Annotated in this window: 8 protein-coding genes; 4 read left to right on the forward strand and 4 right to left on the reverse strand. The window is 74.8% G+C overall.

The window, feature by feature from the left end:
- The first annotated feature begins 36 nt into the window (after window positions 1–36).
- From U8525_RS14865 to U8525_RS14875, 3 genes are all read left to right on the forward strand, one after another.
- Window positions 37–1,986 carry a protein kinase gene (locus U8525_RS14865; RefSeq protein ID WP_374266045.1) on the forward strand — a complete coding sequence of 650 codons (1,950 nt, stop codon included), beginning with the start codon at window positions 37–39 and terminating at the stop codon, window positions 1,984–1,986.
- Complete coding sequence (locus U8525_RS14870) at window positions 1,983–3,308, forward strand: hypothetical protein (protein ID WP_374266047.1); 1,326 nt, start codon at window positions 1,983–1,985, stop codon at window positions 3,306–3,308. Before U8525_RS14865 ends, U8525_RS14870 begins: the two co-directional genes overlap by 4 nt.
- 220 nt (window positions 3,309–3,528) lie before the next feature.
- Window positions 3,529–4,488: an alpha/beta fold hydrolase gene (locus U8525_RS14875; RefSeq protein ID WP_374266049.1), complete on the forward strand. Its 960-nt coding sequence runs from the start codon at window positions 3,529–3,531 to the stop codon at window positions 4,486–4,488.
- An 18-nt stretch (window positions 4,489–4,506) separates the two neighbouring features.
- Here the strand turns inward: U8525_RS14875 and U8525_RS14880 are convergent, their stop codons facing one another.
- Together U8525_RS14880 and U8525_RS14885 are read right to left on the reverse strand one after the other, a co-directional pair.
- Window positions 4,507–6,342 (reverse strand): hypothetical protein, encoded by a 1,836-nt coding sequence (locus tag U8525_RS14880; protein WP_374266051.1) that lies wholly within the window; start codon window positions 6,340–6,342, stop codon window positions 4,507–4,509.
- Between the two features lie 41 nt (window positions 6,343–6,383).
- Window positions 6,384–6,773, reverse strand: coding sequence for a VOC family protein (locus U8525_RS14885; protein ID WP_374266053.1), 390 nt, complete (start codon window positions 6,771–6,773; stop codon window positions 6,384–6,386).
- Between the two features lie 27 nt (window positions 6,774–6,800).
- Between U8525_RS14885 and U8525_RS14890 the strand changes: the two genes are divergently transcribed.
- Window positions 6,801–8,162: a DUF4388 domain-containing protein gene (locus U8525_RS14890; RefSeq protein WP_374266055.1), complete on the forward strand. Its 1,362-nt coding sequence runs from the start codon at window positions 6,801–6,803 to the stop codon at window positions 8,160–8,162.
- On the opposite strand, the gene U8525_RS14895 is transcribed toward U8525_RS14890, so the two are convergent.
- Both U8525_RS14895 and U8525_RS14900 read right to left on the reverse strand, forming a co-directional pair.
- Window positions 8,146–11,229: a hypothetical protein gene (locus tag U8525_RS14895; protein ID WP_374266057.1), complete on the reverse strand. Its 3,084-nt coding sequence runs from the start codon at window positions 11,227–11,229 to the stop codon at window positions 8,146–8,148. The genes U8525_RS14890 and U8525_RS14895 overlap by 17 nt on opposite strands.
- Before the next feature lie 24 nt (window positions 11,230–11,253).
- Window positions 11,254–14,841, reverse strand: coding sequence for a flagellar motor protein (locus U8525_RS14900; RefSeq protein WP_374266059.1), 3,588 nt, complete (start codon window positions 14,839–14,841; stop codon window positions 11,254–11,256).
- Between the last annotated feature and the right edge of the window lie 7 nt (window positions 14,842–14,848).

Here is a 14,848-nt window from a genome sequence, read left to right on the forward strand (position 1 = left end):
GAGCACACCGTCCATCCGTCGGGGGGAGGCACAGGCGTGAAGCAGCCAAAGAGGAAGGGCCGGCTGTTCCGGTTGCCGTTCGCGGACACGCCGGAGTCTCGCGCGAGGCTGTGGAGGAGCATGACGGAGCACGGCCTGTTCGTTCCCGAGGACACGCCGCAGCCCATCGGGACGGAGTTCGCGCTCCAGGTGGCCTTCCAGGGGGACGGGCCCACCGTGTCCGGCCGCGTGCGGATCATGGAGCACGGCGTGTCCGGCTGGGTGCGCGGCTACTTCGTGAAGTTCGTCTCGCTGGACGCGGACAGCCTGCCCCTGCCCCTGAGCCCCCGCGAGCCGCCGCCGACCCCGGTGGGGACGCCCGCCGCGAGCGCGCCCGAAGGCGTGTCCGAGGCGAGCGAGGTCTCCTGGCGCGAGGAGCCGACGCCGGTGGGCATCCGGCCGCGCTCCTCGGTGGATGGCGTGTCCGCGCTGAATGACTACTCGCACCTGGAGCTGCTGCACGCGCGAGACCCGGAGGCGTGGCACGGCGGGCTGCGGCCGTTCGACGCGTTCGGGCCGTACCAGCTGCTCCAGCGGCTGGGCGCGGGCGGCATGGCGGAGGTGATCCTCGCGCGGCGCACGATGGCGGAGGGCGTGGACAAGCTGGTGGCGCTCAAGCTGGTGTTCCAGGAGTACGCGCGGCACCCGCGCCTGTCGGAGCTGTTCCTCACCGAGGCGCGGCTGAGCGCCACGCTCCAGCACCCCAACGTCATCCAGGTGTTCGACGTGGGCAGCGCGGCGGGCCGGCCCTTCATCGCCATGGAGTACGTGCACGGCCGCAACGGCGCGGACCTGGTGCAGGCGCTGCGGCGGCGCGGCCAGCCGCCGCCGGTGGCGCTGGCGGTGACGGTCGCCATCGAGCTGGGCAAGGCGCTGGAGTACCTGCACGGGCAGCGAGACCTGGATGGACGCCCGCTGCACCTGGTGCACCGCGACGTGAGCCCGGGGAACCTGCTGGTGGGCCTGCACGGCGAGGTGAAGCTGGTGGACATGGGGGTGGCGTCCGCCAGCATCGCCAGCGGGAATGACCTGCTGGTGGTGGGCAAGCGCGCGTACATGGCGCCGGAGCAGGCCGCCGGAGGCCGCCCGGAGCCCGCGTGGGACATCCACGGGATGGGGCTGCTGCTCTACGAGCTGCTCACGCTGCACCGGGCCCAGGAGGCGGCCGGCCGCGCGGAGGCGCCGCCCGGGCCGCTGAAGCCGTCCCACTTCAACGCCCAGGTGACGCCGGAGCTGGAGCGGCTGGTGCAGTGGGCCACCGCGACGGATCCGTCCGCCCGGGCGCCCAGCGCGAAGGTGCTGCGGCATGCGTTGGAGCGCGTGCGGAGCACCCTGCCGCCCTTCGACCTGGTGCAGACGATGCACGAGCTGTTCGGCGAGTCGCTGGACCGGGCCCGGCGCGAGACGGAGGCGCTGATGGGGGTCGCGCGGAACAAGGACCGGCCGCATGCGTTCCCCCGCTATCGCCGGTGGCGCACCGCCGTGCAGCAGCGCGTCCCGGTGGCCGTGAAGCTGGCGGTCGCCCGGCATGGGCGCGCGCTGCGGTGGGGCGCGCTGGCGCTCACCGTCCTCTGCGCGACGGGCGCGGCGGTGCTGTGGCCGCTGCACGCGCGGGAGGTGGCGCTGGCGACGCACCTGTCGCGCGCGGATCGCCTCATCGCGGTGGCGAAGCTGTCCGGCGCGGGCGAGGACACGGCGCTGGCGCAGTTGCAGGCCGCCCGGGCGCTGCGGCCCGAGGATCCGCGCGTGCGAACGCGGCTGGTCGCGCTGGCGGATGCCTTCGAGCGCCTGGCCGAGGAGGCGACGCAGCGCGGAGACGTGGCGGAGGCGATGGCGCACCTGCGCGCCGCGCTGGAGGCCGCGCCGGACCGGAGCGCGCTCCGCGTCCAGCTCCGCGTCCTGGAAGAGACGCTGCGCAAGGCACCCTCGGGTTGGAGGGTGCGATGAGCACGGCCCTCCCGCGTGGAGGGGCGGCGGTCCACGCGGAGCACCCGGCAGTGGCGCAGGTGACGGGCACGGCCCTCCGGCGATGGAGCGCCGCGGGATGCGTCTTCGTCATGTTGGTCGCGGGTTGCGCACGGACCGCGGAGGACGAGGGCGCCTCGGAGACCGTGTCGCGGGAGCTGGCCGCCATCGTGGCCACCTGCGCGGTCGCGCGCGGTCCCGTGGACACGCTGCGCGCGGCGTCGGCGTACTGGGAGCCGTTCGAGGCGGGCGCCACCTTCCGCTCCGGCGACTGGGTGCGCACCGGCCCGGACGCGTCCACGCGCATCGAGCTTCGGGGCGGTGGCCGCATCGAGCTGGAGGAGCGCACCGTGGTGAAGGTGGAGCGGCCCCCGCCGCTGGAGGGAGGCGGCGCGGTGGTGGCGCTGGAGTCGGGCACCGCTCGGGGCCTGCTGCCCGAGGACGCGCTGCCGGACGGGCCGCTCGTGCTGCGCGGAGACAACGGGCGCCAGGTGGCGCTCACGGTCGAGGCGCACGCGGGCCCCACGGAGTTCCGCGTCACCCGCACCGCGCGCGGCATGCACCTCCGGGTGTCCCGAGGCCGCCTGCTGTTGTCCGAGGGCATGCACCGCCGCACGCTCGATGCCGGCACCTGGCTGGACGTCGCGCGAGGCCTGGAGGACGTCGAGCACGACGGCCCGCCCTTCCCCGCCAGCCTCTCACCGGGCGTGGACGCGCGCATCGCGTGGAGCCCGGAGCTGCGCGTCCCCCTGAGCTGGAAGCCGCTGGACGGCGCGCGGACCTATCAGGTGCAGGTGGCCCGCGACCTGGGCTTCCGCCAGCGCATCGTGGACACGCGGGTGGAGGGCCTGGCCTTCACGTTCGCCCCGCCGGAGCCCGGCATGTTCGTCTGGCGCGTGTCCGCGCTGGACGCGGAAGGACGGCCCGGCGAGTCCGGCTTCGCCCGCCGCATCTTCGTGGAGCGCCAGCGCCCCCGGGGGCTGCTCGTCGCCCCTCGGGACGGCTACGAGGCCCCGGATGGCTCGGCCGCCGAGGACCTGCTCTTCGCGTGGCAGTCCACCGGCGGAGCGCCGCGCTACCGGCTGGTGGTCGCGCGAGACCGGGAGCTGCGACACCCGGTGCTCGTGCGCGAGGGCAGCCCGCAGCAGGTGCTGCTGCCCGGCCTCGCCCCCGGCGAGTACTACTGGGGCGTGTACGTGGCGGAGGAGCCGCCCATGCCGCTGTTCCAGCAGGCTCGCAGGCTGGTGGTGCGCGGGGCTCCCGGGGCTCGCGCGCGCGGCCCGGTCCTCCCCGTGGACCCGTGAGCCCTGGCGCTCCCACCCGACGCGCCTTCCCGGACGGCTGAAGAGTCATGCGCCTCCCGTGCACGCGGCTCCGGAGGCCCGGCGCCGTCAGGCGGGGCACGCGGCGCCTTCCACCCTCACCGCTCGAGCAGCAGGAGGCGAGCGCGGCCCTTATGATGCGCGCCAGGTCACGGCCCGTCCGCCGCGAGGCACGGAGGCCCTTCCCGCCCTGGGTGAGTGCATGTTCGTCGCTCTTGGAGTCCTCGCTGGCGCCGCCGTGCTGGTGCCCACCGCGCGCTGGTGGTTGATGCACCGGGTGGGCCCACCCCGCGCGAGCGAGCCCTTCGACGGCCACGTCTACCGCGTGGGCAAGGCCGTCATCGCCGAGCGTCGCTGCGTGCAGCCCCGCGCGACGGTCATCGTCATGCACGGCTTCGTGGCGGACATGCGCTACTTCACGCACCACTACGGCGAGCCCGACCTCCAGCTCATCCTGCTGACGAGCTGCGACTACCACCTGCCCATCACCGACCCGCGCGAGGAGTCCGCCCCCTGGGCGCAGGTGCCGACCGAGCCGGAGGGCACCATCGCCCATGACGCCGCGGTGCTGGTGCAGGCCCTGGAGCACCTGCCCCGGACGGACGTCGTGCGCGTCCATGGACATTCGCGCGGCGGCGCCGTGGTCCTGGAGGCCGCGAAGCTGCGGCCGGACCTGTTCGAGCGGGTGGAGGTGGTGCTGGAGGCGCCCGTGCTCCCGCAGGCCCGCCCCTACCGGAGCCTGACGCCCTCGCAGCTCTGGCTGCTGCCGTTCCTGATCCCCCTGTGGCGGCTCGCGCCCATCGCCCGGCACAACCAGGCCGCGTGGGGGCCGCTGGAGAACGCCCGCAAGCGCGAGCTCATCATGGCCTTCCCATTCAACCCGAAGCGGGTGGCCACGATGATGGTCAACCTGCGGGACATCGACGCCTGGAGCCAGACGCGCGACGCGTCCCTGTTCGCCAACGTGCGGCGGGGGACGGTGCTCGTTCCGGGGAAGGACCGGGTGCTGGAGTCCGCCTCCATGCGGGAGAGCGCCGGGCGCGCGGAGCCGGGGCTCGACGTGGTGGAGCTGGACGGGTGCAGCCACTTCGTCCTGTGGGACCGTCCGGACGCGGTGCCCGTGCTGGCCCGCGAACCGGCGCGGGCCACCGGCGACGATTGAGCTTCGCGCGGGACGGCGCTACGCGCTCTTGCGCCGCCGCATCATCGCTTCGTAAGAGCGGCCCACGCCCTGCGACAGGATGAGCAGCTCGCCCACGTCCGGCGGGGTGAACTGCTCCGCGCCGTTGTCCACGTAGAGCAGGTGGACCACCTTGCCGCGCACGAGCAGCGGCAGGATGACCGCCGTCGAGGGGAAGCCGCCTCCGAGCAGGCGGTAGAACATGCCCATCGCCGCGTCGCGCTTCACCGGACCGACGTAGTGGGAGCGCAGGTCGCGCACGAGGCGGAAGGTGCTCTGGTCGCGCAGCGGCACGCCGATGCGGCGGACGCCTTCGGCGCTCACGCCCTGCCCCATGCCGTGCCAGCCGGTGACGAGGTTGCCCTGCACGGACAGCAGCAGGCACCGGCGCCACTTGCCCATCGCGAAGCGGAGCACCGTGCGCGCCACGTCCTCGCGGTCCGAGCTGCGCGCCAGCTCCGCCTGGGCCTCCGGGAACGTGAGCGGCGTCGGAGGAGGAGCCACCGGCTTCGCGGCCACCGGTGGACTCGCGGGCGAGCCCGGGGGCATCGCGCCAGCCTGCGCGGGAATGCCCTGCGCACCTGCTCCGTGCCCGACGGGATGCTGCATGCCCTGCGCGCCCGCCTGTGCCGCGAGGTGCGCCGGGACGCCATGGGCTCCAGCCTGAGCCGTGAGGTGCGCCGGAACGCCATGCGCACCCGTCTGAGCCGTGAGGTGCGCCGGGACGCCATGGGCTCCATCCTGAGCCGCGAGGTGCGCCGGAACTCCATGCGCACCCGTCTGAGCCGCGCGGTGCGCCGGGACGCCGTGAGTCCCCGCGAGGTGCGCCGGGACTCCGCCTTGCCCCGCCAGATGGGCTGGGACGCCGTGCGCACCCGGCTGCCCCGCCAGATGCGCCGGAACGCCCTGCGCCGCACCCGCCTGCCCCGCCAGAGGCGTGGGCGCTCCCTGCGCTCCAGGCTGCCCCGCCATGTGGCCAGGCACTCCCGCCTGCCCCGCCAGCTGCGCGGGCACTCCCGCGCCCTGCCCCGCCGGACTCGCGGCGCGAGCCACCGGCGCGGGCACTCCCTGCACCGGGACGGGCGGCGCGATGTGCGCGGGGATGTCCACTCGCGGGGCCGCGGGCGCTCCGGCGCGCGGCTGCGTCGGCATCGCGGGCCGTCCCTGGGGCGGCGCGTCCACGGGCGCCTCCATCACCTCCTCGCCGGTGATGACGAGCTCCCCCTCCAACACCTCCCCTTCCGCGTCCGAACCGCCGCGCAGCGCCTGCGCGTAGACGGACTGGAACTCCTCCTCGCTCATCAGGTCCGGCGGCCGCTCCGCCGCCTTCGCCAGCTCCGCCGCCGCGCCCTTCGCGGGCCGGGGCCGGACCGCGTTCATGTCGATGGCCCGCAGCTGCCGGAACGCCTTCGCGTGCCGGCGCAGCAGCTGGTTCATCCGGAACTCGGGGATGACCACCGGCACCACGCGCTTGCCCGTCTTGAACGCGATGGCGTCCAGCGTCGGGAAGTCATGCGGGTTCACCACCGCGACGCTCAGCCGCGTCGCGTCCGCCCGCATCGGCAGGAACTCCTTGTCGTCCGCCTCGTTCAGGTTCACCAGCGCCACGGCCTTCGGGTCGGGCACCATCTCCCCGGACGCATAGGCGCAGTTGTGAAGCCGCCCCAGCGCCTTCGCCAGGTCCTGCTCGGACAGGAGCCCCAGCTCCACCAGGTTCGTCCCCAACCGGCCGCCGTGGACCACCTGCGACTCCAGCGCCTCCTCCAGCCCCGCCGCGGACACGAGGCCGTCCTTCACCAGCAATTCGCCCAGGCGCATGGGGCCGCTTGTAGCCATGCCCCCTTCCCCTCCGCAAGCACCCGGCCGGGCACGCGCCCCTAGTCGTCCGGATGGTGGCTCAGCCCCACCCGGTTGCCCTCCGGGTCCCGCACGTAGAGCGTCCAGCGCGTCTCGTGCTCCAGCGGCACCCCCGCGCGGGCCAAGGTCTCCACCACCCCACCCCGCGCCTCACGCGGAATCCGGAACACCAACATCAGCAGCCCCGGCGCGGAGTGGCGGAATGGCTCCCCCGCCGGCGTCCCGTCCACCGCCTCGATGGCCAGGAAGGCGCCCCCGGGGACGCCTACCCAGATGCTCCGCAGGGTGCCGTCCTCCCGCAGGTGGCGCTTCAGCTCCGGAAAGCCCAGCAGGTCGCGATAGAACGCCGTCACGCGCTCCACGTCCTTCGCCTGGATCGCCACGTGGTGGAAGCCCTGAACGTCCTTCATGGGGTTGATGGTAGGGTCTGCCCGCCCATGGCGCGACTGCTCATCGTGGAGGACAACCAGGAACTCGCCTCCCTCATCGCCACGGTCGCGCAGACCCGGGGCCATGAGGCGCGCAGCGTCTTCACCGGCGAGTCCGCGCTGGAGGCCCTGGGTCCCCACACCCGCTTCGACGCCGCGCTGGTGGACCTGCTCTTGCCGGACATCCGCGGCAGCGAGGTGCTGGGAGCCCTGCGCGCCCATGGCATCCCCGCCATCGCCGTCAGCGGCGTCTACAAGGGCGACCGCTTCGCCCAGGAGGCCACGCAGGTCCACGGCGCCCGCGCCTTCTTCGAGAAGCCCTTCGAGCTGGACGCCGTGATGGACGCGCTGGAGGAGGCCGCGGGCGTGCCGCCGGTGATGCACGGCGAGCTGCTCGACGAGGTGGACCTGCTCGTCCTGGAGGAGCTGGTCGAGGAGCCGGAGCCGTCCACGGAGCAGGAGCCCGCGCTCGAGTCCGTCCTCGCCCCCGCCGAGCCGCTGGAGCCCGTCGCGCCCGAGGAGCCGTCGGATGGCTCGGAGGCCCTGCCGCTGCCCTTCGCCCAGCGCGACGCCGTGTGGACGGAGGCCGCACCCGCCCGCGCGCGCCAGCGGCGCCAGCTGCCGGAGTGGTCCCTGGGCGGAGACCTGGCGCACACGTCGGTGCCGCGGCTGCTCAACGCCTATTACGAGTCGCGCCACCACGGCGAGCTGAAGCTGCGCCAGGGCACGGTGCTCAAGGTCGTCTACTTCGAGGCCGGCCGCGTCGTGTACGCCGCGTCCAACCTGGCCCCGGAGCGCTTCGGCCGCTTCTGCCTGCGCAAGGGCGCGCTCACGGAGGCCCAGCTCGCGGAGGCCGTGGGCTACGCGCGCGAGCACTCGCTGCGCACCGGCGAGGCGCTGCTCAAGCGCGGCCTCCTCAGCCCCCGGCAACGCCGCCAGCTGCTGGAGGAGCAGGTGAAGGACATCCTCTGGTCCACCTTCGCGTGGACGGAGGGCGGCTACGGCTTCAGCCCCATGCGGCCCCAGCGCGCGGACCTGGTGCCGCTGTCGCTCTTCCCCGGCGACCTCATCCTCGAAGGCGTCGCGCGCACGGAGACGCTGGTGACGCTGCGCCAGCGCATGGCACCCGGACGCCGGCTGTTCCCCGCGGCGGATCCCCCCTACGGCCTGCACGAGCTGAAGCTGGCGGGGCCGCAGGCGATGCTGCTCGCGTTCGCGGACGGCACGAAGACGGTGGAGGACCTGCTCGCCCTCACGGACCTGTCCGAGCGCGAGGCCCTGGCCACCCTGCGCGGCCTGGAGCTGTCCGGCGTGCTGGAGGAGCGTCAGCAGACGCCCAACCGCCGCCAGCGCATCAGCTTCGGGCTCTGACGCCCCGGCGGCGGCGAGCGACCCACGCCAGCGCGCCCAGCCCGAAGGCCGTCACCCCCGAGCCTCCGCCGGAGCACCCGCAGCCCGACATGGGGTCCGGCGGCGGCTCCGCCCGCGACACGACGACCTCGTGCAGCGTCGCCGCGCCGGAGTACTTCGGCGGGGCCAGCAGCGCCGGGCGCACCACGTACGTGAGCGTCGCCGCGGAGCCCGCGGGCAGCGGCACCGGCTCCACCGCGAAGTGCTGCGCTGACGCGTCCACCGGCGTCACCGGCTGGCCATTCAGCGTCACGCTCTGGGGCACCACCTGCGCGCCGGTGACGGTCTCCGCGTAGCGGATGGAGCGCACGTCGCAGGCCGTGTCATTGCGCAGCGTCACCGTGACGCCCACCTGGCCGGAGTTGACGCCCGAGCCCGACTCCGTGCGCCGCTCCACCGTCACGAAGGGCCGCGCGCCGATGCGCACCGAGTGCTCACGCGCCGCCCCGCTGGCGCCCTCGCCCGTCGCCGACACGTCCAGGGTGACGTGCTCGCCCACCAGGGACTCCAGCTCCGTGTCCACCGTGGCCAGCGACACCGAGTCCCCCTGGACGACGAGCGGCTCCAGCGCCGGCCCACCGGCGGGAGCCCACGAGAGGTCCACCGCCGAGCAGGCCCCGTCGGGGATCGTCTGGCGCAGCGTGCCCCGCGCGCCCTCGCCGCAGGTGGCGATGAGCTCGCCGCTCAGCTCGCCCAGCACCACGTCGCGCGCGTCCCGCGTGACGGACTCGACGGCCTCGGGGGCCTCGACGGTCCCGCCGGCGGACGACTCCGAGGAGCGGACCCGCACGGTGTAGGTGGCGCTGCCGCAGGTGGGGGGCAGGTCCAGCTCGAAGGTGCCCGCAGCCCACGGGTACGTCTTCGTGTCGAACACCCGGCCCGGATCCACCGGGTCCTCCAGCGTCACCACCGTGGTGAGGGGCCGCGAGCTCGCGCAGTTGACCAGGGGCTCCGTCGACACGCGCCCCCGCACCTTGCGCTCCTCTGGTGGATCCACCGTCACCACGGGCTTCACGGAGTCCAGCGGCACCCAGCGCGGCTTCACCGACACCTCCACGTCCGACGAGGGGCTGTCGAGCGCGATGCCGTCCACGGTGATGCGGTTGAAGGCCCGCAGCTTCGCCTTCAGCGTGTCCACGCACGTCGCCGAGGCCAGCAGCACCGAGTGGCCCTCGACCGGCTCCGGGCCCACCCGCCGGCGGTCGTTCCCCAGCAGCGCCAGCACCTCCACCCCCGAGGTGTCCTCCAGGAGCGACCAGTACGTCGCCACCGGAGGCAGCCCCGGTGTCGCCACGGGCTTCGCGCACAGGTGGGTCTCATGTGGCGCCAGGGTCGCGCCGGAGAAGACCTCCTGCACGGCCTCGTCGAACGGCGCCTCGGGGGGACCCCACGGGCGGATCCGCACGGCGACGGTCGTCGGCTGGGACTCCAGCACCCCGTCGTTCGCGCGCAGCGCGTAGCTGTAGACGGTCACTCCGTCCTTGCAGCGGTCGCCACGGGTGGCGGGAGGCGTGAGCGTGGCCACGCCGCCGTCCTCGGGGAGCTTCGGCGCCCCGGAGAGCGGCTCCCATCGGTATGAGACAGGCTCGCAGCCGGTGGTGCCCCGCATGGGGGTGAGGGTGCCGGAGGGCCCGCCCATGACGAACGCGCCCCCGTCCACCGACTCGACCGCGCCCTGGGGCGCGCCGGGGGCGACGGTGTGATGCAGCACCAGCGCCACCTCCGTCGACGTGTCGTGCGCGCTCACGCCATCCGAGGCCACCACGTCCAGGTAGGACGTCTGGGACGCGCAGATGCCCGTGGGCGCGGTGAGCGTCAGCTTGAGCCCGCTGTCCTCGCTCGAGTCGAGCGGCGACGGGACGACGGTGACGGGGCTGCCCGGCGCGCGCACCGTGGCCGACAGCCGCACGGCGTCCCCGTCCGGGTCGCGCAGCGTGAGCGTCTCGGTCTTCGTCTCGCCCTCGTTCACGTTGATGACGGAGGGCAGCCCGCTCACCTCGGGACGGGCCGCGTTCTCGTAGATGAGGACGTTCTGCGCGGGGCCGTTGAGGATGGCGACGCAGTAGGACGCGTCCGCGCAGGCCATCTGCACGCCGGACTGGGTGATGCCCTCCGGCAGCTCCGGGTTCCGCCGCCAGCGCGAGCCCGGGAGCGCGGGCGGAAGCACGGGCTCCGCGCTGTACGCCGCCACCTTGCCGTCCGGCTGCTTGAGCAGCAGCAGCCCGAAGCCGCTCGCCGCGTCGAACGCGAGCGCGTCGACGGAGCCGGGCGCCACGGAGAGGGGCTCGAACGGGGTGGCGGAGCCGCCCAGCGTCCCGCGGAACAGGCCCGTGTCGTTGCCGAAGAACGCGACCGGCTTGCCCGGCGCCGCGCCCGGCAGCAGCGCCACGGCGTGCGCCGAGTTTGGCGGGGTGATGCCCGAGGCCACATAGGCCACCGGGGCCGTGCCCCGGTACCACACGAGGTTCGCCTTGGACGACGACACGGAGAACAGCGCCTGCGGCAGGTCATCCGGCTGCGCGGGCAGCACCGCGAGCTGCGGCTGGGCGTTCAGGCCCGCCAGCGGGGGATTCAGGGTGCCCCACTCGGCCGTGCCCTCCTTGGGGAGGAGCGAGGTCCGAAAGCGCGGCGTCTGAAGGGGCAGCTCGGCGGCGACGGCGTAGCCCACGCCCCCGTCGGCCGTGACGCGCGCGGCGCGCACCTCGTAGTCGCCGCCGTCGTCGGGGAACAGGTGCTTGCCGTCAGCCGACGGCGCGCAGCCGCCCACGCTCAGGAGCGTCCCGTCCGTGCGGATGCCCACCACGCAGTCGGGCCCGTGCAGGAAGCTGCCCGCCATGCCCACGTTCACGGTCGTCACGACGCCATCGCGCGACACGTACAGCTGGCTGTCGGTCGCCACGGCGAAGAAGCCGGGCCGGAAGACGGTGACGTCCTTCGGGAGGCCCGTCTGGGTCTGGACGTGGGTCCACTCCGCGCGCGCCACGCCCGCGCACAATCCCAGCCCCAGGATGATCCGCCAGAGTCGCACGTTCGACGTCCCTCGGCCCGGCACCTACCAGGCCACTTCCGCCCGGAGATAGAGGCGATCCGGAGCATCCTCCGATTCGGCCTCCAGACCCAAGCCGCTGAAGCCCAGGACGGTGTACCCCAGCGCCACCCGCAGACGTTCGTCCAGCCGCCAGGCCACCTCCGGCCGGAGGGCGGTCAGCCCCTGGTCGTCCGCCGCGGACGTGCGCCGGGCGGCCTCCACCGCGACCTCCAGCCCGCCCAGCACCCGCACCGAGGGCCGCAGCGTGCCCGTCCACACCCAGCGCGAGGACGCGCCCAGGCTGGAGCGGCCGACATGCAGGCCCGACGCCACGGAGAGCCGCTCGCCCAGCCGCACCGTCGGCATCAGCGACACCGTCTGGAGCACCCGGTCGCCGAAGGCGAAGCGGGCGCCCGGGGACAGCTCGCGGGTGAGGCCGTAGCGGGCCACCACCAGCCAGGGGCCGGGCCGCCAGACGAGCGCCGCGAACCCCTCCGCGAACCGGGCCTCCAGTCCTTCCCGCCCCGCGGTGTGCGCGAAGTCCAGCCGTCCGGAGGCCGTCACGTCCTTCATCAGCTGGCCCTCGGCGGCCAGCGCCAGCACCACCTGGGTGCGGTCCACCGGCCCGGAGGCGCCGCGCGCGGGGGTGCCCTCCTCGTGGCGCAGCTCCGCGCGCACGTCCGCGCGGAAGCGCTCGCGCAGCCACTGCGCGGACACGCTGGCCACGTCGCGCGTGAGGTCGCTGGCGAGGTCCAGCGGGTGGCGCACGCCGCGCTCGTAGCGGGCCCCCACGCTGAAGCCGCTCAGGCCCACCGCGGACTGGAAGCCCACGGCGCGGGCCCGGCGGAGGGCCTGGGCGTCATGCGCGCTCACGTCCTCCACGAACAGGGTGGTGCCGTCCCCCACCTCCGTGCGGGCCCCCGTCACCGCGCGGCCCAGGCCGAAGTCCGGCCCGTCCACGTCCACGGAGTAGCCGCCGTAGTAGGTCTCCTTGCCGCGCCGCACGCGCGCGTCCAGCCAGGCCTGCGGCCCCAGCTCCGGGCCCCAGCCGCCCTTCACGCCCACGGACGTGTCGTCGTCCAGGTTCAGGTCCACGCCCGCGGAGGTGAACGTGTCGTCCATCCGACCCAGGCCTTCGCCGCGCTCGCGCAGCCGCTGGCGGTGGCCCGCGGACACGGTGAGGCGGGACGTCAGCATGCGGGACACCGACACGCCCAGGGACGTCCGGCCGCCTTCGAGCGCGGCGCCCTCGCCGGGCACGTCCGTGGCACGCAGCCAGCTGTCGCGCAGCTCCAGGCGCACGCTTCCTGCGTCGCGCTCATAGGCCACGGCGGCGCCCAGCGTGCGGGCGCCGAAGGGGGTGTCCTCGAAGGGCAGGCGTGGATCCGCGGAGCGCCGCTCGTCGCCCATCAGCGTGAGCGCCACCGGGCCCACGGGCTGCGTGACGCGAAGGGACAGCTGGCGGAAGCGGGCGGCATCCAGGTGCGCGCCGTCGGAGAAGCCGCGGGAGCGCTCGCGCCACGCGGCGTCCACGGAGCCGCCAGCCCCCGGGCCCAGGACGCCGGGGCCGCTCAGGCGCAGGGTCACCGCGCCGCCATGGTCGTCCTGCGTGCGCACCGGGCGGAGGAAGGACAGGCCGCCGTCGTCCGACACACCGAACACGGCCGGCTCCACCGCGAGCCCCCGGCTGCTCGCGGCCTCGGCGAGGAGCGAGTACCCCCACAGCCGCGTCTGGCCGCGCCCTGACAGGAGCTGGAAGGGAGCACCCAACCGGCGCTCGCGCACGGCGGACACGCCGAGGGTGGAGTCGCGCCAGCGCGCCCAGGCCTCACCGCCCACGGAGTCGCGCGGGTCGCCCGTGTGCAGCACGGCGTAGTCCACGACGAGCACCGGCTCCGGCGCCTGGGTGAGCGCGTCCGTGCGCAGGAGCGACGCGCCGGTGAGGAACGACAGCGGCCGCGCGAGGAGGATGCGGCCCGCGAGGTAGTCGATGTCGTAGTCGCGCCCCCGGATGAGGTGCTGTTCGCCCAGCGGCAGGCCGGTGATGCCGTCGCGCACCTCCACGCGCACCAGCTCGGAGCCCTCCGCCACGGAGCCGCCGCCCAGGGAGTAGAGGCTGCCGCCGGTGGCCCGCAGCTCCTCGTGCGCGGGCGTCGCGGCCAGGCCGCGCGTGGGGTCCACCAGCCCCCCGGCGAACGCGTCCAGGCCCACGCTCACGGAGCCCAGCTGCTCGCGCAGCTCCGCGTAGGGGCCGAAGAGGGGGTGGTGGTAGCGGCCCACCTCCCGGTCCTGAAGGAGCGCGCGGTAGGTGCCGAAGCCCGCGCGGCCGTACTGCTCGTGCCGCGCCTCCAGGCGCAGGCGTCCCTCCGCGGGGTTGGGCGTGAGGGACACGGAGGTGTCGCCCCACTCCGCCGGGGCGAGGTCGGGGTCCGCCCAGCGGTCGAAGCGCTCGGGCATCCGGGGACGCAGCCAGTCCGCGAGCGGCGCGTCGTCCAACTGGCGCAGGTCGGTGTCGGTCAGGTCCAGCTCACCCACCACCTGCACGGGTCCCAGCTGGGCCTCGCCGTGGACGGCGCCGCGCCCGCGCAGCCGGAGGCCCCCGCCGGCCGGAGCGAGGCTGGCCTCCACGTCGAGCAGGCCCACGACGAAGGGTTGGGCGCGCGCCTCGACGGTCACGGACACGCTGCTCCCGGGACGCCGTGGCGGGGCCAGCGAGAGGGGGACGGTGTTGCGCCCTGGCGCGAGCCGCACGGGCACGCGGACCTCGCCCTCGGGGCCCGCGACGAGCTGGGCCTCCGGGGTCGTCACCTGGGTGCCCGGGGCCACGTCCAGGCGCAGGAAGGTGTCTCCCGTGGGCAGGGGCGCGCCCGGGGCCAGCCCGCGCACGGCGCCCAGGCGCACCTTCGCGCGAGGGATGACGAGCCAGCCGTGCTCACCGCGGCGGACCACGTCGAAGGACTGCTGGGTGAACTCCACCGCGCCGTCGGGCGAGGTGGTGGTGATGCCGACGACGTTCTGGCCTGGATACAGCGGCACGGTCGCGAGCCACGCGCCGGAGTCCTCCACGGTGGCGTCCACGTCGCCCGCGCGGACCCGGTCTCCGGGAGTGGCCTGGCCGCTGATCAGGAAGCGCAGCTTCCCGGGATCGGCGGCGCGCGCTTCGGGGGGACGGCTGGCAGCGGGAGTGGGGGCCGCGTGGGGGAGCGTGGGCGGCGGGCGCACCGCGAAGTCCTGGAGGACGGCGGCGCCCCAGGGCACCTCCACGGTGGCGACGCGGGGGACCACCTGACTGGCGGATGGCAGGCTGCGCGGATCCACCTTCAGCGCATGGCGGCCGGGGCGCAGGTGCGGGCCGCCGGTGAGGTCCGGCACGCGCGAGTCGACGCCGGTGAGGTGGTAGCGGCCGAAGGCGTCGGTGCGCACCTCGCGGCCGGTGGCCAGCACCAGGCGCACGTCCGCGAGCCCGGGCTCGTCGGGTCCACAGCGCCCGTCTCCGTCCGCGTCCACGCAGACGCGCCCGGCGATGGTCGACGCCTGCGTCGCCGGATCCGACGACAGCGACTGCGCGGACGCCACGGACGCCAGCAGGAGCAGCGCGAGCAGGAGGCTCACGGTGACG

It is taken from the genome of Corallococcus sp. RDP092CA (genome assembly GCF_041903675.1).
Classification (GTDB): Bacteria; Myxococcota; Myxococcia; order Myxococcales; family Myxococcaceae; genus Corallococcus.

Coding starts and splice junctions, on each gene's coding strand:
- U8525_RS14870 (WP_374266047.1), top strand. CDS start 1,983: ATGAGCACGGCCCTCCCGCGTGGAGGGGCGGCGGTCCACGCGGAGCAC.
- U8525_RS14875 (WP_374266049.1), top strand. CDS start 3,529: ATGTTCGTCGCTCTTGGAGTCCTCGCTGGCGCCGCCGTGCTGGTGCCC.
- U8525_RS14880 (WP_374266051.1), bottom strand. CDS start 6,342: ATGGCTACAAGCGGCCCCATGCGCCTGGGCGAATTGCTGGTGAAGGAC.
- U8525_RS14885 (WP_374266053.1), bottom strand. CDS start 6,773: ATGAAGGACGTTCAGGGCTTCCACCACGTGGCGATCCAGGCGAAGGAC.
- U8525_RS14890 (WP_374266055.1), top strand. CDS start 6,801: ATGGCGCGACTGCTCATCGTGGAGGACAACCAGGAACTCGCCTCCCTC.